Here is an 18692-nt window from a genome sequence, read left to right as displayed (position 1 = left end):
ATAGGTATATAAAAAGGAGTATAAAATGAAAAAAGTTATAATAATAGGAGGCGTTGCTGCTGGAATGAGTGCAGCTGCTAAAGCTAGAAGAGTAGATAAAGAAGCTGTAATTACAGTTTATGAAAAGACAGATGTTGTATCTTGGGGGGCTTGCGGTATGCCTTATTATGTAGGCGGTTTTTATGAAAGCCCTAATACTATGATAGCAAGAACTGCTGAAGCAACTATAAAATCCGGAATAGATTTGAAAGTGAAGCATGAAGTTTTAAAAATAGATGCTAAAAATAAAAAGGTATTAGTAAAAGATATAATAAACAATAAAGAATTTGAAGATAATTATGATTCACTTCTTATAGCTACTGGAGCAAAATCAATAATACCTAATATACCAAATATTAATATAGGAAATGTATCAACTTTAAAAGATTTCAGCGACTCTATTAATATGAGAGAGAAAATGAAAGACTCTAATATTAAAAATGTTGTAATATTAGGTGCTGGATTTATAGCTATAGAGGCTGCTCATGCTTTGAAGCATATAGGAAAGAATGTTACCATTATACAGCGTTCAGACAGAGTATTTGGAAATAAATTCGATAAAGAATTTTCTGATATGGTGATAGAGCATATAAAAGAAAATGTTGACTTACATCTCAATGAAAAAGTTCAGTCATTAGAAGCTGATAATAACAATAATGTAAAAGCAGTTATTACAGACAAAGGAAAATACGATGCTGATTATGTTGTTGTTGCTATAGGAGTTACACCTAATAATGATTTAGCTAAAGAAGCTGGCATTAAATTAATGGATAATGGTGCTATATTAGTTGATAGGGAAGGAAAAACAAGCATTGATTCTATATATGCCGCCGGAGATTGTGCGAGCATATATGATAAAGTATTAGATGATCAGACTTATGCTGCTCTTGCTACAGGGGCTAACAAATTAGGAAGAATGGTGGCAAGTAATTTGGTAGGAGGGCATGAAAAGTTTATAGGCAGTTTGACTAGTGCATGTATACTTGCTTTTGAGCTTGAAGCTGCAAGAACAGGTATCACAGAGGAAGAGGCTAAAAAAAGAAATATCAATTATAAGACTGTTACTATAAAAGATTTAGATCATACACATTATTATCCTGGTTATCAGGACTTACATATAAAACTTATATATTTAGCTGATAGCAGAAAGATAATAGGCGGTCAGATATTAGGAAAAAGAGGTGCTGTATTAAGGGCTGATGTTATAGCTGCTTGTATACATGCTGGTCTTACTGTAGATGAATTAGGAATGTTAGATTTATGTTATGCTCCTCCTTTCGCAAGAACTTGGGATTCTTTGAATGTGGCAGGAAATGCGGCTAAATAAACAATATTAATTTTCAACCATGCTGTTATTAATACAGCATGGTTTTTTATTTTATTCTACTATCCCACCCTCTAGGCTTTTTATTTTTTCTGGTATTATAGTGTCATTTTTTTATAAACTTAAACTGACATTTTTGCTTCCCACCCAATTTTTTTATGCGATTATGATGCCATTAACCGCACGCAGAGTAAAGCTATAAGTATGAACTGATTTATAATGATATGTTAATTATATAAAAAAAATTTCGTTCACCGTGCGTTGTGAGGTTATTTAAAATTTAAATAACACTTGGGCGGGTATGCTTTTTCTTTGTAGGCAATAAATATATATAAAATAAAAATTTTGATGAAAACATTGAAACAAAAAGGGCGGGGTATGTAAATAAAATTTTTTAATATCCTATTGCAAGTAACTCTATTATATAATAGTAAAACTTAAAATAGGATATTAATACTATATTTATTATTATTTTTTTATTTTATGCTTACATACAGGACACATAGTAGGATTTTTATTTTCAGAATCTATATATCCGCATATATCACATTGCCAGCTTGGTATATCTACTTTACTAGCTCTAAGTAAACTTTGGAATTGTTTTTTATGCCCATCTTCAATCCTTGCAACATTCATAAAAGCCATAGCCAATTCATCAAAGCCTTCTTCCTGTGCAGTTTTAGCATAAGATAGATACATGTCTATAGATTCATAATTTTCATTTATTATAGACTCTTTTAAATTTTCTTCTGTAGTAGGTATGCCATGAAAACTTTCAAACCATATTTTAGCATGCTCCTGTTCATTTCTAGCAAATCTTTCATAAGCAGCAGCAACATCTTCTTTACCTTCCTCACGGGCCTTTTCAGCATAATACATGTATCTGCATCTAGCCATAGCCTCACCTATAAAAGCATTTCTCAAATTAACCTCGGTTTTAGATCCTTTTAAATTCATAAGATAAGCTCCTTATTAGTAAAAAATTCTAATAAATAATATACTAAATTTATAAAAAAATAAATAGTTATTAAATGACAATTTTATTATTATAAATATAACAAATAATACAAATAAGGAAAATAAAAAAACAAGGAACTTAAAAAATAATTTAAGCCCTTGTTTTTTAATAAAATGAAAATAATATAAATTTATTAGATATTTACTTTTCTATCTCTCTGATTAAATTAACCATTTCAATAGCAGCCATAGCAGAATCAAATCCCTTGTTTCCAGCTTTAGTTCCTGCTCTTTCAATAGCCTGTTCAATGTTTTCAGTAGTAAGTACGCCGAACATTACAGGTATATCAGAATTAAGAGAAACATTGGCAATACCTTTTGATACTTCAGCACAAACATAATCATAATGAGTAGTAGAACCTCTTATAACAGCACCCAAACAAACAACAGCATCATACTTTTTAGATTTAGCCATTTTAGAAGCGATTAGAGGTATCTCAAAAGCACCAGGTACCCAAGCTACAGTAATATCATCGTCTTTTATGTTATGACGAGATAAAGCATCTAAAGCACCGCCCAAAAGTTTAGAAACAATGAATTCATTGAATCTAGCACACACTATACCGATTTTAATTGGTTTTTCACTAACGAGTTTTCCTTCAAAAGTTTTCATATTAACTATCCTTTTTTAAATTTGCTAGAAAATTGCTCGCTATCTAGGCTCTGGCAACTTCCTTCGTCAGTTACCAGAGGCTCGCAATTTATCTAGCTTTATATATTTTAAATTTGCTAGAAAATTGCTCGCTATCTAGGCTCTGGCAACTTCCTTCGTCAGTTACCAGAGGCTCACAATTTATCTAGCTTTATATATTTTAAATTTGCTAGAACCCTGACATTTTGTAAATGTCATACACTCACAAGTTTTCTATTTCTTCTATACTCAAACCTGTATTTTCACTAATTATTTTTATATCTATGCCAGCTTTTTTAAAGTTTCTAGCTATAGATATTTGCTGTTCTTTCTTACCTTCTTCAATTCCTAGTCTTCGCTCTTCTTCAAGCATTATTTGATTACCATATAAATATGCTTGTCTTTTATCATATTCATTCATCATCAATCTATCTTTAATGAAGTTATTATATCTTCTTTGTACTTCTTCCATTATAGGCTTTTCTTTTACTAATTCTGACATTATAACCTCCTTATTATCACCTTCCTTTATAGTAAAAAATTTAAGCCAGCAATTTAAATCAGGTTTTAATAAATTGTATTTAAATTTTTTTACTTCAATTATGTGTATTTGTAAATGGTCTGTTAATAATCTTTGATTACCTGTATCATAAATCATATAGCAGGAATGAATATTTTCTGAATCATCTAAATTAAAATTAAGAAGATTAATACTAATTACAGGAGTTAGTGCATCGTATTTTTCACCCTGCTTTAAAAGCTTGCTGTAATTAGAAGCCCAATAATAAAGTATTCTCTCTGGAAACCTTGAATTTCCTTGAAGCTGAATCTCTATTATAACAACTGAACCATTTTGAGTTATACATTTTACATCTGTAATTGTTTCTTTATCTTCATAATTTTCTTTATAATTAAATGGAGTTAGTATTTCAACACTTCTAAATGTCTTCATATTGGAGTCAAGCATTATTGAATTAATAAAATCCAACAATATTGCTTCACTTCCTATATCAGATAAAAGATATCTTACAAAATAATCATTCAATGTATTAAAATATTTTACATTATCCATAATACAAACATTATAATAAAATTAATATAAATGTCAAAATTATTATTATTGTTATGCTCGCCTACGCTAATATAAGCCAGCAACTAAAGTTACTGGCTGCTTCGGCTCGCTTTTTTATATAGTCTTCAAAAGCTTATAATTTTTTATTATTGCTATGCTATTTTAATAGCCTCCGTTTTCAAGTTTTATCTGTGAACCATGCACAAAGCCATGAATTGCATCTTTTCCGTCTTTAGCCTCTGGAGGAAGATAAAATACTTCAAGCCACTTTGTTTCGATATCTCTATAATTCTCATAATCAATACCTGCTCCATTGATAGATAATAAAACTCCCCCATTATAAATCATATCTCTTTTCAAAATCTTTCCTATTATTTTTCCATTTGCTTTATCTCTTATATTCACATAATCATCTTTAGAATTATATTGAAGTTCGTTGTAAGAAACATTTCCTGAATTATAATTATTTTTACTAAAATACTTTGTTTCTACATCACCTAAAGCCTTAAAACCTACAATATCACCGTAAGCCTCTCTTCCTGCATCACCTTCTTCATAAAAACGATAATTTTTAATTGTAACTTCAGCTCTTACAGCAGCAACGCCTAAAAATCTTTTATTCAAAGGTTCTGGTAATTTTACTTCAATATTTTTTAATAAAACACCGAAATCCAATCTGTCAAATTCAACGCCGCTAAAATCCCAAGAATCACCATGTTTAGAAGCAACTTGATTTTTCAAACCCATTTCAAATGAAGCATATAAAAAAGGAAGATCTACATTATTATCAGGATAAAATCTCAAAGCAGTATAATTATCTCCCATATCATCATTATCAGATCTTTCAAGAACTCCTGTTAATGTAATCTCTCCATCAAAATAAACCATACCATAATCGTTTACATCATAAGCTTGCATTGTATTTTTTGTCATTTTACCATTATCACTTAAAAGTTCATTGAAGTACGCTGCATCAGGTGGAAATGCCCATAATAAATTAATGCTTAAAAGAAATAAAATAATTTTTTTCATTGTAATAACTCCTGTTAATATATATAAAAAATTACTCGCCAATAAGCTCTAGCAACTTCCTTTGTCAGTTGCTAGAGGCTCGTAATTTTTTATTCTGTTGCTATGCTCGCGACGAAGTCCGCATTGCGAAGCAAGGTACTGCCTTAAATAAGCTAGTGAGTTTACTCACTCACACGTCTGTGCCCTGTGGGGCTGGCTTCGGCTCACTTTTTCATTATATAAAAAATTTGCTCGTTAATACACTCACAAGTTTTTTATTTTAAATTCTTAATCTAGTATGTGTCCCATACGCTCTTTTTTAGTCTTTAGATAAAATGCATCATACTCTGAAGCCTCTATTTGTATAGGCACTCTGTCTTTTATTTCAAGTCCGTAATTATTCAAATACTTTATTTTATCTGGGTTATTAGTCATTATTTTTATGCTCTTAATTCCCAAATTTTTAAGCATTTGATAAGCCTCATAATATTCACGCATATCATCTCTAAAACCCAAAGCTATATTAGCATCCACTGTATCAAGTCCGCTGTCTTGAAGCTCATAAGCTCTTAATTTATTAACAAGTCCTATTCCTCTGCCTTCCTGACGCATATATACCATTATGCCCCTGCCTTCAGAAGCAATTTTTCTCATAGCATAATCATACTGCTCTCCGCAATCGCATCTTTTAGAGCCTAATGCATCGCCTGTCAAACATTCAGAATGAACTCTGCAAAGTACATCTTCTCCGCTTGAAATATCTCCCATAGTTAAAACTACATGATGTTCTTTTGTGATTTTATTTACGAAAGTAAGTATTTCAAACTCTCCGTATTTAGTAGGCATTTTAGCCTTAGCATAAAGCTCCATTAAATCTTCATTCTTTTTTCTATAATCAATCAAATCAGAAACAGTTATCATTTTAAGATTATGTTTTTTAGCGAAATCAATCAAATCATCTCTTCTCATCATATCGCCGTCATCTCTCATAATCTCACAGCATAAACCGCATTCTTTTAAACCTGCTAATCTCATCAAATCAACAGTAGCTTCAGTATGTCCCATTCTAACCAATACACCGCCTTCTTTTGCAAGTAATGGGAACATATGACCAGGACGTCTGAAATCTTCTGGTTTAGCATTCTCATCAATAACTTTTAAAGCTGTTATAGATCTTTCAACTGCAGATATTCCTGTTGTAGTTTCAACATGGTCAATAGATACTGTAAAAGCTGTTTCATGATTATCAGTATTTTTTGTAACCATTTGATTTAAATTTAATTTATTTGTTATCTCTTTACTCATAGGCATACATATCAAACCCTTAGCATAAGTAGCCATAAAGTTGATATTTTCTGTAGTAGCAAATTCTGCCGCACAGATTAAATCGCCTTCATTTTCTCTATCTTCATCATCAGAAACAACTATAATTTTTCCGTTTCTTAAATCCTCTAAAGCTTCATCAATAGTGCTGTAAACATTTTCCATTTTTAATGCTCCATTTTTATTTTTTATTCAACTTTTTCCTAATATTTATTAGCTGTAAAAAGCTGTAAAAAGTGCATAATTATTAAAAACCATTTTTAAGTAAAAAGTCCATTGTTATATTGGATTTTTTACTATCATCATTATCTTCTTTAAATGTTAAAAGCCTTTCAACATATTTGCCTATAACATCATTTTCAATATTAACCTTATCACCTTCTTTTTTATAATAAAGTACAGTTTCCTTCAATGTATGAGGAATAACTGCTATAGAAAAAGTATTATCAGTTAAACTTGCCACTGTCAAACTTATGCCGTCAACAGCAACAGAACCTTTTTCTACTATATATTTCATTAAGTGTTTAGGCACTTCAATAGTGAGTATTATAGCATTGTCATCTTTTTTCATAGACTTAATGCTTCCCACTCCGTCAATATGTCCGCTTACTATATGACCGCCGAATCTTCCGCTTAAAGTCATAGCACGCTCAAGATTAACTTTACTTCCATTTTTTAAACTTCCTAAATTAGTACGGTTTAAAGTTTCTTGAGTAACATCTGCATTAAATATTTTATTATCAAAGCTAGATACAGTTAAACAAGTACCATTAACAGCAACGCTATCACCCAAATGCAAATCATCGAATATTTTGCTAGCTTCTATTGTTATAACTTTGCTTTGTACAGATTTAACAGTTCCTATTTCTTCAACTATACCAGTAAACATTATTAATATTTTCTCTCTTAAATAATTTCTGTACTTTTTCCCGCCGCAAAAAGTACCAAAAAGTGCAAGTATAAAATTAATTATATATAAAGCTAATATATTTCATTTATAAATTAATATTTTAAGTAATACTCCAAAAACAAATCATCTTCTATTTTTGTTATGCTGCCTTCAGTAAGTTTAACAGCATCATTAGGATCATCTATCCCTTCGCCTCCTATAGGGCTTTTTGCTTCAATACCTCCGAATATTTTTGGTGCTATATAAATCAAAGCCTTATTTACTAGCTTTTCTTTCAATAAACTCGCATGTAAAGCAGCACCGCCTTCAACATACACACTGTCAATATCTTTTTCTTCTCCAAGTATTCTCATCAAATCTTTTAAACTTACTTTGCCATTATCATTTTCTGTTTTTATTATCTCTATACCTACACTTTCAAGTTCTTTTATTTTTTTATTATCATCACTAATAGTAGCTATAAAAGTTTTTATTTCTTTTGCAGTTTTACAAATATTAGAATCCAAATCTATTTTTAATGAACTATCCAAAATTATTCTTATAGGATTTCTAGTATTTGGAAGTCTGCAATTAAGTGTAGGATTATCTTCTATTACAGTATTTATTCCAACCATTATAGCAGAGTATTTATTTCTAAATCTATGAGAATGCTCTCTAGTTTTTTCTGAAGTTATCCATTTTGATTTTCCGCTTACAGTAGCTATTTTTCCGTCCATAGTCATAGCATATTTCATAACAATGAATGGTCTTTTATTAGCTATATAATAGAAGAAAACCTCATTTAATTTTCTGCATTCTTCTTCAAGCACATTTACTATAACTTCAATACCAGCATCTTGTAATTTTTTTATACCATTTCCTGCTACTTTGGGATTAGAATCAACACATCCTATAATCACTCTTTTTAATTTATTTTTTATAATAGCATCAGCACAAGGAGGAGTTTTTCCATAATGAGAACAAGGCTCTAAAGTTACATATATATCAGCATCTTCAACATTTTCGCCTTTTTCTTTGGCATCTAAGAAAGCATTGATTTCAGCATGATTTTCACCACATTTTTTATGGTATCCAATGCCTATAACTTTTCCATCTTTCACTATAACAGCACCAACCAAAGGATTAGGACTTGTAAAACCTTCTCCTTTTTTAGCTTCCTCTATAGCCATTTTCATGTACTTTTCATGCATATTGTTCTGCATAATGCTAATACTCTTAAAAAAAATATTTTTTATTAATCTTTGAGGTTTTTAATTGGCGGATTTTTTGACTTGTAAACAAAAAAACTCTAAATGTTAAAAAATAACAATTAGAGCCATTATTTTATGTAGTAGTTTACATTAATTTTATCTTCTACCATCCAGACTTTAACTGTCGGTTTTGGAATTGCACCAAATCTGCCGTTTTTGAATAAGGAACATCAAAAAGGCTCGCGGACTTTACCGCCGGTATGGAATTTCACCTAGCCCCGAAGATTTATATGTAATAGTATAATACAAATATTTTATATTGTCAAGTATTTCGCTATAATGCTAAAAACTCATTATTTCGTACCAATAATTATCGAAGTATCTATACATTCCCATTCCAGGCGAATAGTAAGTGTATATTTCATGAAAATCTCTTAAAGCATCTTTGAATGAAGTATTACTTATATAGCCTTTTCTTGCCATATAAAGAAGTGCTATAGATGGAGATCTTGACATTCCAAAATTACAATGAACCAATACCTCCATATCATTTATATGTTCATCTATAAACTCCATAGCTCTCTTTATCATAGGAAAAGCATATTCAAAAGATAAGCTGCTTATATCAAGTAAATTCAAATATAAATCATTATTATTTTGATACACTTTTTTATCGCCTATATTTCCTCTTACGCCTCTAACAAAACAGCTTTGGCAGGCATGAACTATAGCCCCTTTAAATTCGGCACAATCTCTGTCATTACCTACATATAGATTTTTATATAATTTTTTCATAGTAAAAAACTCCAGTAAGTTTTACATTATAATTAAATAATTGAAATTGTCAATTTTAGTTTTATATATAAATTAAATATAACAAATAATAATCAAATTAATATTCATTAAATAATGATTTGCATTATTATTGCATTATTATAGAATATAAAAAGTTTATGTATTTCGGAGAGTATATGGAAATTAGGGCTTTAAAATATTTTTTAACAACTGTAAGAGAAGGCAATATTACAAAGGCGGCAAAATATCTTAATCTCACTCAGCCCAATTTATCCAGACAGATAAATATACTTGAAAGGGATATAGGACATAAACTATTTGAAAGAAAGCATAATAATATAGTTCTCACTCCTGAAGGCATTCTATTAAAAAAAAGAGCCGAAGAAATAATAGATATGATAGATAAAACCAGAGCGGAATTCAATTTTACTGATGAGTTAATAGCAGGTGATATATTTATTGGGGCAGGTGAGACTTGGGCTATGAGTTTAATTGCTTCTGTTATGAAAGATATTCAAGAAACTTATCCGCATATAAAATATAATATTTACAGCGGAAATTTTCAGGATATAACAGAAAAACTTGATAAAGGTTTATTAGATTTTGGTTTATTGATAGATCCTGCAGATTTATCAAAGTATGATTATTTAAAAGTGCCTGCTAAAGATACTTGGGGGCTAATCATGAAAAAAGATTCTGAGCTTGCGAAAAAGAAAAGTATAATAAAAACTGATTTATTGAATATACCATTAATCATATCAAGGCAGGTAATGGAAACTGAAATGCAGGACAATGATTTTTCAAGGTGGTTTTCTGATACTTTTGATAAGCTAAATATAGTTGCCACTTATAATTTGATTTACAATGCATTAATTATGGTTAGGGAAGGTATGGGTTATGCTTTATGTTTAGATAAATTAATTGACAATATGCATAATGAAAATATTTGTTTTATACCTTTAAAGCCCAAATTAGAATCTGGGCTTAATATAGTTTGGAAGAAGAATCAGGAATTTTCAAGGGCTTCCAAAATATTTTTAGATAGGATTACTAATGAATTTAATAATAAAATTTGATTCATAACGCACGGTAAACAAATCATAAAATATAAATATATTTTCTTTTTATAATACTGCTATAAATTAAAAAATATTTAATCGTGCGGTAAGTGCATAACAAATTTAAAAAACACTTGGGTGGGTACTAATAAATTCTAATTAGAATAAAAAATATAAAATAAGTTTTAATGCAAAATAAAATTATAAAATCTTGAGGGTGGGGAGTGAAAATAAGTTTTAAAATTTAATTACATCTGCCCGCCCTTTATACTTTTTAATTTTATTAGTTATTTTTATCTTTGTTTCTTTATAGTTTATACTGCAAATATAAAGCCCGCCCAAGCATTATTTAAATTTATTATTAACATACCGCACGATGAGTAAAATTATAAGAATAGATTAATTAATAATTGTAATTTACATAATAATTAAGGATTTGCTTACCGTGCGTTGTTTGATGATAATTATAAATAAAAAATCCAATAAAAAATCCAAGCATTATAAAAATAACACTTGGATTAAAGAAAACATTAATAAAAAAATATAATAGATTATTTCAAATTATCTTTGAAGAACTGAGATAATTTATCAAAAGGAATTTTCTCCATATTATCGTATAAATCAACATGGTCAGCATCTTCTATTATTAAAAGTTCTTTTGGTTCTAATGCTTCTTTATAAACATCTTCAGAATAGTATCTTGAATGTGCTCTGTCGCCTGCTACTAAAAGTATAGGAGTAGGAGAAACATCTTTAATATTAGCCATTAAAGGGAAATTCCAGAATGATACAGGCATTGTAGCAGTCCAAGAAGTAACAAAGTTTATAGCTCTAGGATGATAAGCTCTTTTAGCATAATAGTTGTAGAAAGCAGCAAATACAGGATCAGCATTTTCTGGAAGTTCTTCCGGTACAACCATTGCAGAAGCCATTAAATTATTGTTCTCATCAAAATAAGGTTCATGATTACCTAAAGCATAAGTTTTGCTTTCAGCATCTTTCCAACGCTGCTCGCTTAAATATTCTCTTATTTTTCTTCTTTGCTCAGGAGTATAATAGTCTTGATGACCTTTACTCATATCTCTTGACATATCATACATTGAAAGAGTAGCAACGGCTTTTATTCTAGTATCAGTTCCAGCTGCAGTGATAGCCATTCCAGAAAGTCCGCAAATACCTATTGCACCGATGCGGTTTCTGTCTACATAATCAAGCAAACCTAAATAATCTACAGCGGCACTGTAATCTTCAGTAAATATATCAGGTGAAGAAGTGTTTCTTACATCTCCGCCGCTTTCACCAGTAAAAGAAGGATCGAATGCTAAAGCAACAAAACCATAAGTAGCCATCTCCTGTGCATATAATCCTGAAGCTTGTTCTTTAACTGCTCCGAATGGGCCGGATACAACTATTGCAGGATTTTTTTGATTAGTGTAATTTTCTGGTAAATATAAATCTCCTGCTATTTCTATGCCGTAACGGTTTTTAAATCTTACTTTTTTCATTTCTATATTTGTGTAAATTTTGAAAACTCTTGTATCCATATTATCTCCTCCTTTATTTTGTGATTGGTTATTGTTACAAGATATTAAAAAAGTTAGTATTAAAGTTGCTGATAATATTATTTTTTTCATAGAAATCTCCTTATAATTAATTTTATTTGTAGTTAAATTTTTATTATAAATTTCTTATTATTTTAGCAGGTACTCCGCCGACTATCACATTAGAAGGAACATCTTTATTTACCAAAGTACCGGCAGCTATTATTGAGTTATCTCCTATACTTACACCGGGTAGTATATTAGCTCCTGAACCTATCCAAACATTATTGCCTATTGTTACTTTTGAAGGATATGTTGTACTTCTGTTTTGTATCTCTATTCCATGATTAAGTGTCGAAATAATTACATTCATACCAATAAATACATTATCCCCTATAGTGATTCCGCCTCTGTCCTGAAATGAACAGCCTGTGTTAAAAAATACATTCTTCCCTATTTTTATATTTCTTCCAAAGTCTGTATAAAATGGAGGAAAGCATGTGAAACTTTCATCTATTTTTTCACCTGTTAATTGTTCAAATAATTTTCTCACCTCATCTGTAGTATGATAGCTGTTATTGATTTGCATTGTTATTTTTATGGCATTTTGTGAGCATTCATATAAAAGCGGGGCAAGTTCTTTATCTTCACTTGATATAGGATTGCCTTCTTTACAGTGTTTTATAAACTCTTCTATATTCATTTGATTTATTCCTTTGTTTTAATTTATTTGTATTTTACAGAAAAAATAAATTATATCAAATATTTATGTGTTATATAGTTTTATGCCTAAGAAGTATAGTTGTGTTAGAATGTGTTTTATAATTAGTTTTTATATTTTTATGATATTATTCAATCAGTATTTATAATTTTTTATTGGTATTTATATATACTAAAAATTTTTAAGTTTGTCTATTTTTTTGTTGTTCTTTTTCCCGCCGCACGCCACAGGCAGACTTCGTCAAGAACCTTATATCCTCGACAGGCTCGGATACGTTTCGCGAAAGTGCAAGTGTAAAAATTAGCACTAAATCATACTAAAATTGTTTTACATTTAAGATAGATTATTAATTTAAGCTACAATATAGCCCTTCGCCGAAGGCGGGCTGTATCTGCTTCTTTGGGGCACCACCAAGTAGGTGCCTTGCCTACAGCACGCAGAGCGTCGGCAAAAGAATTAGGGGTTCGTGGACTAGTCCCCGAAAATAATAACAATATAAAAACTAATTTTGACAAACTTAAAAAATTTTAGTATATAATCATATTTGTATCATTTTATTATGTTATTAAAAGTAACACTATTATTCGTAAAAATAACAAAATTATATATTTATAATATTAAACGAGTTTAATGAATTTGATTTTTTCTTTCTTTTGTACAATACTTATTATATAGCATTTATTTTATGCTAAAAATCATTTTAAGGATTTGCGATGACAGAGAATTTTATACCTAATAAGAAAGTGTTCGTATTTGATACAAATGTTATACTTCATGATTTTAAGTCAATATTTTCTTTTGAAGAAACTAATATAGTTATACCTATTACAGTTTTGGAGGAAGTTGATAAGTTTAAAAAAGGAAGCGATACAATCAATTTCAATGCCAGAGAGTTTATACGAGAACTTGATGTCATTGTAGAAAAAAATGAGGAACTTCAAGGGGTAAAGGATATATTTAAAAAAGGTGCTTTGCTTGATAATAAAAGTAAAGTATTTATAGATGTTAATAATGAAGAGAGAGAAGAATTCAAAAAAATATTTGCTGGAAACATACCAGATCATAAAATATTGTCTTGTGCCTATAATATAAAATGTGAAAATCACAGAGTCATTCTTATAACTAAAGATATTAATATGAGAATGAAGGCTAGAAGTTTAGGAATAGACACTCAGGACTATAATACAGACAAGATAGAAAAATTATCTTCATTGTTTACAGGTATAGAAAGTATTTCAGGAGATAATGCACGCATTTATATAAAAGAGCTTAGCGAAAATAAAGAAATAGAAGTTAAAGGCGAGCATTCTATTTATCCTAATACATATTTCTGCTACAGAGTAAAAGAAGATGATGAGGCAGTGATAGGAAAATATAAAGATGACACAAAAACAATAGTTCATGTTGATACTGATATAAATGCTTATGGTATAAAGCCAAGAAATGAAGAACAGGCTATGGCTTTAGATGTTTTACTAGATAATAATATACCTTTAGTTACTATAATGGGTAAAGCTGGAACTGGTAAAACTCTTTTAGCATTAGCTGCTGCTTTAGCAAAAAGAAGAGAGTACAGACAAATACTTTTAGCCCGTCCAGTAGTAGCACTTTCTAATAAAGATTTAGGTTTCTTACCAGGCGATGTTAATAGCAAATTAGATCCTTATATGCAGCCTTTATTTGATAACCTTTCAGTAATACAGCATATACATTCTGATGACAGCGATGAAAGTAAGAATATAAAAAAAATGCTTGAAAATGAAAAAATAGTAATTTCACCTCTTGCATACATTAGAGGAAGAAGTTTGAACAAGATTTATTTTATAGTAGACGAAGCACAGAACCTTACTCCTCATGAAATAAAAACTATTATAACAAGGGCAGGTGAAGGAACAAAAATAGTTTTCACTGGAGATATTCATCAGATAGATACTCCTTATTTGGATGAAAGAAATAATGGTCTTACTTATTTGATAGACCGCACAAAAGGAGAAGTTTTAAGCGGTACTGTAACACTTGAAAAAGGTGAGCGTTCACAGCTTGCAGAACTTGCTGCCAATGTATTATGATTTTTTAATTATTTAAAACAATAAGGCATAAAGTGATGGATTCTTCGCTTTATGCTTTTTATTTACTTTTTACTGTAATCCTATATATTTTTTAATTTAATGCTAAAAATATAAATTAGTGCTTTCGCTTTGCGTACCTGCGGTAGCAACTTTTGCCACGGGAAAGTTGATAAAAATTAAAAAACATATTACAAATTTATTTATAATAACTCAAAAATTATATTTTATAAAGTTTAGAGTTTATTTAACGCACGGTGAGCGGAATCTTATTTATAATTTAAATTTTAATTTATAATTATTCTGTATTTATAATTTTGTTTAGCGTGCGGTATAAAAGCTATAAATTCAAATAACATTTAGGGTGGGTGCTGTAATTCCTGTTTTAATATTAAGGAAAATTTAAATAGAAATATAAAATTAAAATAATAAGGCAATAGGGCGGGCAGATGAAAATAAATTGATAAACTGAAACATTTATTTTTCAGCAAATAAAATATTTTATTAACTTTTTTAATTACAGTTAAAATCGAATATAACAATATATTCTTTACATAATATAAAAAAGAATAAACTTTCATATATTAATATGATTAAATATTATATATAATATAATATAAGAAAAATTTAATTGGGAGATATAATTAAAAATGATAAAAAAATACTACTTATTTTTATTATAGTATTATCTATAAGCTGCAGCAAAAATAATAATTCTGCCACAAATCCGAATTCACCTTCAAACTCAGACTTAAATCAATGGAAAGGTACATATAAGAGTATCAGCGATGAACAAGGCAACATTCTTATGACGTTAAACATAAATGATAATAATTCATTAGATATTGTTGCCAACAATGAAAGTATGCATGTGGATCCTTATATTATACAGGAAAATTCTGAAAATATTTATACCATTTATGAAAAAGAAAACAATGAAGAAGGTATAATATTAATCAAAATACTTTGGGAAGGACGTTTTGTAGAAATAGATTTATGGAACTCTGTTAATGGTCAGCTTACCTCATTAGGCAGAGTTACTTTATGTAAAGAAGAATTTTATAATGTAAATAGCGGAATATCAGATTATAAAGGTATAGTATATACTAAATTTGATGATGCTAGCAGTAAGCCTTTGACAGTTACTTATGAGATTGACGCTCAAGGTGCTATAATTATTAAAGATTCATCGGATGCTTCTCAAACAACAATAAATCCAGGATTTATTGTAAAAGTAGAATATGAACAAGGTTTAAGATATATGAATTTTATTGATCCTAACTCCTATATAACTTTTGATAAATATTCTTATAGAGATAACGCAGCTAATCTTATATCTTATGATGCTTTATTACAAAATAATGCCTTTGGTACTCCTATACCATATGTAGTTTAAATAGTAAGACTCAACAACCAGCACAGTAATATATACAATAAAATAAATTTTAAGGAGAAAATTTAAAAGGAGAAAATTTAAAATGAATAAAAAAAATAATATTTTTAGTAACTTTAGTATTTGCTGCTATCATAAGCTGTAAGGATAATGTTACAAATCCTAACACAGAAATTAAAAAAATAACAATTGCTGAGAGAGCTGGAAGTTATGAAGCTACTTATGGAACATCAAAAGTTGCTTTTACACTTGATAATGAGGGCAATCTTACTTATTTTCTTAGAGGAACATTAACTATTATCTATGAAGGAGGAAAAGTTAATATAGTACAAGATCCAAGCAGCACACAAACAATTATTGCTTTTCAGTTAGAAAAATATACTTATATTATACAATTTGAAAGCGAAACAGAAGCTACAGGAGGACAATTATTAATATCTCTTCCTGGTGCATCTCAGCCTCCTGCTTTTAAATTAGTAAAAATAAAATAATATTTAAAATATAATTTATAAAGAGGTATTTTATATTTTTTATAAAGTATCTCTTTTTTAATATAATAAAAATATATTTAACAATTTTTTATTTATATACACTATAAGTGTATATAAGTTTATCGAGTATATAAGGTTTCCGCCTGCGACTGAAGAGATTACCTTTAGGTAGGCTTGCGGTGGGAAAAAGAACAACAATAAAATTGACAAACTTCAAAATTTTTAGTATATATAATTAAAAAGTATTAATTATATTTTTTAAGAAGCTCAACTATATCCTTATAATCTTCTGATTTTGCTAAATCAAGAGCGGTATAACCATCTTCATCAGTTATAGAAGTATCAGCATTATTTTCTAAAAGTACTTTTGCAGCTTCAAATTGATTAAAACTTGCTGCATACATTAAAGCAGTCATTCCATAATCAGTGGTATAATTAATATCAGCACCATTTTCTAATAACATGTTTATTATATTAGTGTTTCCTTTATAAGCAGCATTCATTAATGGAGTAGGCGATATATCAGTATGTTCATTTTTTATTTCGCATACTGTATTGGCGTCAGCTCCCTTTTCAAGTAAAAATTTTACCATCTCTTCATCATTTAAAGAAACCGCATAAACTAAAGCATTAATTCCGTCAACATTCCTTGCTTCAATGTCAGCACCTTTTTCAATTAAAAGCTCTGTTATAGTAATATCATGGAAGCTTGCCATAAGAGGAGTAAAGCCTGTAAGTTCTTCTTTTAAATTAATATCCGCATTATTTTCTAATAAATAATTTATGATATCAGTTTGCTTATATTTTATAGCTTGTATTAAAGGTGTTGACTTAGAATATTCATCTATATCTAAATTATAATTAACATCTAAACTTTTTGATTCAATTAATTTTTTGATTGTTTCCAAATCTCCTGATTCTATAAAAGATATAATTTCTTTATCTGTGTATGAATAATATGTTGTTTCTTTTGTTTGATTTGTATTTATTGATGAATTATTTGATTTATTATCTTTATCATCTGTATTTGATTGTTCTGTTTTATTTATATTATTATCTGTATTGTCATCTAAATTTATAGTTACTTTATCTGTATTATTATTGTTTGATTCTTTGGTATTACAAGAAAATATAATTATAGAAAGTAAAAAAATTAATAAATATTTCATAAACAATATATCCTATAGTCAAGTTTTTTATTAGTATATTACAAAAATGTATTTTTTCAAGTTTTTATATTAAAGCCCTATGGGTATATTTTTATTAAAATTCAATCTTAAAAATTTATTTTAATAAAACCCCTCCCTTTATCTTTATTGTTTTATACTTGAATATTAAACTTTATTTGTTTTTTAGTTTAAATCAGAAATTAGAGCCCCCCGCCCAAGTGATTATTAAATTTAGAATCTCTTTAACGCACGGTTAATACGTTCTATAATATTGTGTAATTTTAATTTAAAACAAATCTATATTTTTAGACTCATTCTGCGTGCGGTTATGGTGCTATAAGTTTAAATAACACTTTGGGTGGGCAGCTAAAATAACTGTTAAAACTTTTAAAGAAAATAATATGTAAATGCCAGAAAATATAAAAAGGATAGAGGGTGGGCATTTAGAATTAAATTTTATAACAAACAGATTTATATGGTTTAAATAGTTATATTAGTTGACTTTTTATGTATATATTTATATAATAAGCTGTATTTTATACTACAAAGAGGTTATTTTATGAAGATTTTTAAAATATTTATTGTAATTATTTTTTCATTAACATTATTTAATTCATTAGCATTCACTCAATATAATAATGATGAAAAAGCGTTAATATAGGCTTGTAAGAAAGGCGATTTAGAAACAGCTAAAAAACTAATAAGAACAGGCACTGATGTTAATACAAAAGATGATGAAAGAGTTAGTGCTTTGATGTATGCTATTAAAAGCGGTAACTTAGATTTAATAAAAGAATTAGTAAGATTTGGGGCAGATATAGGATATTATTATGGTTCTTCTGATGATAGAGGTAAAAGCGTAAATATTGATATTGCCTTCTTTGCTCTTGAAAGCGGTAATAAAGATATTATTGAATATTTATTAAGCAAGGGAGCTAATC

15 protein-coding genes, 1 pseudogene and 1 riboswitch are annotated in these 18692 nt (G+C 28.8%); of the genes and pseudogenes, 5 read left to right on the top strand and 11 right to left on the bottom strand.

What is annotated here, in order from left to right; translation table 11 throughout:
• The first annotated feature begins 25 nt into the window (after positions 1 to 25).
• The gene (locus Q0K19_RS05410; RefSeq protein WP_297246092.1) at positions 26 to 1366 is read left to right on the top strand and encodes a CoA-disulfide reductase; all 1341 of its coding nucleotides are present in this window, start codon (positions 26 to 28) and stop codon (positions 1364 to 1366) included.
• Between the two features lie 465 nt (positions 1367 to 1831).
• On the opposite strand, the gene Q0K19_RS05405 is transcribed toward Q0K19_RS05410, so the two are convergent.
• From Q0K19_RS05405 to Q0K19_RS05370, 8 genes are all read right to left on the bottom strand, one after another.
• The gene (locus Q0K19_RS05405) at positions 1832 to 2320 is read right to left on the bottom strand and encodes a ferritin family protein (RefSeq protein ID WP_297246090.1); all 489 of its coding nucleotides are present in this window, start codon (positions 2318 to 2320) and stop codon (positions 1832 to 1834) included.
• A 202-nt stretch (positions 2321 to 2522) separates the two neighbouring features.
• Positions 2523 to 2993 carry a 6,7-dimethyl-8-ribityllumazine synthase gene (ribE, locus tag Q0K19_RS05400; RefSeq protein ID WP_012671528.1) on the bottom strand — a complete coding sequence of 157 codons (471 nt, stop codon included), beginning with the start codon at positions 2991 to 2993 and terminating at the stop codon, positions 2523 to 2525.
• A 241-nt stretch (positions 2994 to 3234) separates the two neighbouring features.
• On the bottom strand, positions 3235 to 4083 hold the full coding sequence (locus tag Q0K19_RS05395) for an Rpn family recombination-promoting nuclease/putative transposase (protein WP_297246085.1): 849 nt from the start codon (positions 4081 to 4083) through the stop codon (positions 3235 to 3237).
• Between the two features lie 162 nt (positions 4084 to 4245).
• The gene (locus Q0K19_RS05390; RefSeq protein WP_297246082.1) at positions 4246 to 5115 is read right to left on the bottom strand and encodes a hypothetical protein; all 870 of its coding nucleotides are present in this window, start codon (positions 5113 to 5115) and stop codon (positions 4246 to 4248) included.
• A gap of 267 nt (positions 5116 to 5382) precedes the next feature.
• Positions 5383 to 6582, bottom strand: coding sequence for a bifunctional 3,4-dihydroxy-2-butanone-4-phosphate synthase/GTP cyclohydrolase II (locus Q0K19_RS05385; RefSeq protein ID WP_297246080.1), 1200 nt, complete (start codon positions 6580 to 6582; stop codon positions 5383 to 5385).
• Between the two features lie 82 nt (positions 6583 to 6664).
• Positions 6665 to 7306 carry a riboflavin synthase gene (locus Q0K19_RS05380; RefSeq protein WP_014489069.1) on the bottom strand — a complete coding sequence of 214 codons (642 nt, stop codon included), beginning with the start codon at positions 7304 to 7306 and terminating at the stop codon, positions 6665 to 6667.
• 113 nt (positions 7307 to 7419) lie between these two features.
• Positions 7420 to 8529, bottom strand: coding sequence for a bifunctional diaminohydroxyphosphoribosylaminopyrimidine deaminase/5-amino-6-(5-phosphoribosylamino)uracil reductase RibD (gene ribD, locus Q0K19_RS05375; RefSeq protein WP_297246078.1), 1110 nt, complete (start codon positions 8527 to 8529; stop codon positions 7420 to 7422).
• 142 nt (positions 8530 to 8671) lie between these two features.
• A riboswitch (FMN riboswitch) is annotated at positions 8672 to 8807 on the bottom strand.
• Positions 8808 to 8859: 52 nt separating this feature from the next.
• Positions 8860 to 9312: a dual specificity protein phosphatase family protein gene (locus Q0K19_RS05370; protein ID WP_048593291.1), complete on the bottom strand. Its 453-nt coding sequence runs from the start codon at positions 9310 to 9312 to the stop codon at positions 8860 to 8862.
• A 176-nt stretch (positions 9313 to 9488) separates the two neighbouring features.
• Between Q0K19_RS05370 and Q0K19_RS05365 the strand changes: the two genes are divergently transcribed.
• Positions 9489 to 10388: a LysR family transcriptional regulator gene (locus Q0K19_RS05365; protein WP_297246075.1), complete on the top strand. Its 900-nt coding sequence runs from the start codon at positions 9489 to 9491 to the stop codon at positions 10386 to 10388.
• 533 nt (positions 10389 to 10921) lie between these two features.
• Here the strand turns inward: Q0K19_RS05365 and Q0K19_RS05360 are convergent.
• Together Q0K19_RS05360 and Q0K19_RS05355 are read right to left on the bottom strand one after the other, a co-directional pair.
• Entirely contained in the window at positions 10922 to 12004 is a 1083-nt protein-coding gene (locus tag Q0K19_RS05360; RefSeq protein WP_297246072.1) for an alpha/beta hydrolase, read from the bottom strand.
• A 43-nt stretch (positions 12005 to 12047) separates the two neighbouring features.
• Positions 12048 to 12614, bottom strand: a complete 567-nt coding sequence (locus Q0K19_RS05355) for a DapH/DapD/GlmU-related protein (protein WP_297246070.1) — start codon at positions 12612 to 12614, stop codon at positions 12048 to 12050.
• A gap of 731 nt (positions 12615 to 13345) precedes the next feature.
• Here Q0K19_RS05355 and Q0K19_RS05350 point away from each other — a divergent pair.
• Both Q0K19_RS05350 and Q0K19_RS05345 read left to right on the top strand, forming a co-directional pair.
• The gene (locus Q0K19_RS05350; protein ID WP_048593287.1) at positions 13346 to 14701 is read left to right on the top strand and encodes a PhoH family protein; all 1356 of its coding nucleotides are present in this window, start codon (positions 13346 to 13348) and stop codon (positions 14699 to 14701) included.
• A 628-nt stretch (positions 14702 to 15329) separates the two neighbouring features.
• Positions 15330 to 16094 carry a hypothetical protein gene (locus Q0K19_RS05345; protein ID WP_297246067.1) on the top strand — a complete coding sequence of 255 codons (765 nt, stop codon included), beginning with the start codon at positions 15330 to 15332 and terminating at the stop codon, positions 16092 to 16094.
• Between the two features lie 733 nt (positions 16095 to 16827).
• Here the strand turns inward: Q0K19_RS05345 and Q0K19_RS05340 are convergent.
• Positions 16828 to 17751: an ankyrin repeat domain-containing protein gene (locus Q0K19_RS05340; protein ID WP_297246066.1), complete on the bottom strand. Its 924-nt coding sequence runs from the start codon at positions 17749 to 17751 to the stop codon at positions 16828 to 16830.
• Positions 17752 to 18424: 673 nt separating this feature from the next.
• Here Q0K19_RS05340 and Q0K19_RS05335 point away from each other — a divergent pair.
• Positions 18425 to 18688 (top strand): annotated as a pseudogene (locus Q0K19_RS05335) (ankyrin repeat domain-containing protein); the annotation flags it as partial.
• Between the last annotated feature and the right edge of the window lie 4 nt (positions 18689 to 18692).

It is taken from the genome of uncultured Brachyspira sp. (assembly GCF_944393015.1).
Lineage (GTDB): Bacteria > Spirochaetota > Brachyspiria > Brachyspirales > Brachyspiraceae > Brachyspira.
The sequence above is the reverse complement of the archived record's forward strand: the minus strand, read 5'-3'. Positions and strand labels throughout refer to the sequence as shown.

Bases quoted from the DNA above. Each gene is read 5' to 3' on its own strand.
- ribD (WP_297246078.1), bottom strand. From the start codon at position 8,529: ATGCAGAACAATATGCATGAAAAGTACATGAAAATGGCTATAGAGGAA.
- Q0K19_RS05410 (WP_297246092.1), top strand. From the start codon at position 26: ATGAAAAAAGTTATAATAATAGGAGGCGTTGCTGCTGGAATGAGTGCA.
- Q0K19_RS05365 (WP_297246075.1), top strand. From the start codon at position 9,489: ATGGAAATTAGGGCTTTAAAATATTTTTTAACAACTGTAAGAGAAGGC.
- Q0K19_RS05395 (WP_297246085.1), bottom strand. From the start codon at position 4,083: ATGGATAATGTAAAATATTTTAATACATTGAATGATTATTTTGTAAGA.
- Q0K19_RS05390 (WP_297246082.1), bottom strand. From the start codon at position 5,115: ATGAAAAAAATTATTTTATTTCTTTTAAGCATTAATTTATTATGGGCA.
- Q0K19_RS05340 (WP_297246066.1), bottom strand. From the start codon at position 17,751: ATGAAATATTTATTAATTTTTTTACTTTCTATAATTATATTTTCTTGT.
- Q0K19_RS05360 (WP_297246072.1), bottom strand. From the start codon at position 12,004: ATGAAAAAAATAATATTATCAGCAACTTTAATACTAACTTTTTTAATA.
- Q0K19_RS05355 (WP_297246070.1), bottom strand. From the start codon at position 12,614: ATGAATATAGAAGAGTTTATAAAACACTGTAAAGAAGGCAATCCTATA.
- Q0K19_RS05350 (WP_048593287.1), top strand. From the start codon at position 13,346: ATGACAGAGAATTTTATACCTAATAAGAAAGTGTTCGTATTTGATACA.
- Q0K19_RS05370 (WP_048593291.1), bottom strand. From the start codon at position 9,312: ATGAAAAAATTATATAAAAATCTATATGTAGGTAATGACAGAGATTGT.
- Q0K19_RS05405 (WP_297246090.1), bottom strand. From the start codon at position 2,320: ATGAATTTAAAAGGATCTAAAACCGAGGTTAATTTGAGAAATGCTTTT.
- ribE (WP_012671528.1), bottom strand. From the start codon at position 2,993: ATGAAAACTTTTGAAGGAAAACTCGTTAGTGAAAAACCAATTAAAATC.
- Q0K19_RS05380 (WP_014489069.1), bottom strand. From the start codon at position 7,306: ATGTTTACTGGTATAGTTGAAGAAATAGGAACTGTTAAATCTGTACAA.
- Q0K19_RS05385 (WP_297246080.1), bottom strand. From the start codon at position 6,582: ATGGAAAATGTTTACAGCACTATTGATGAAGCTTTAGAGGATTTAAGA.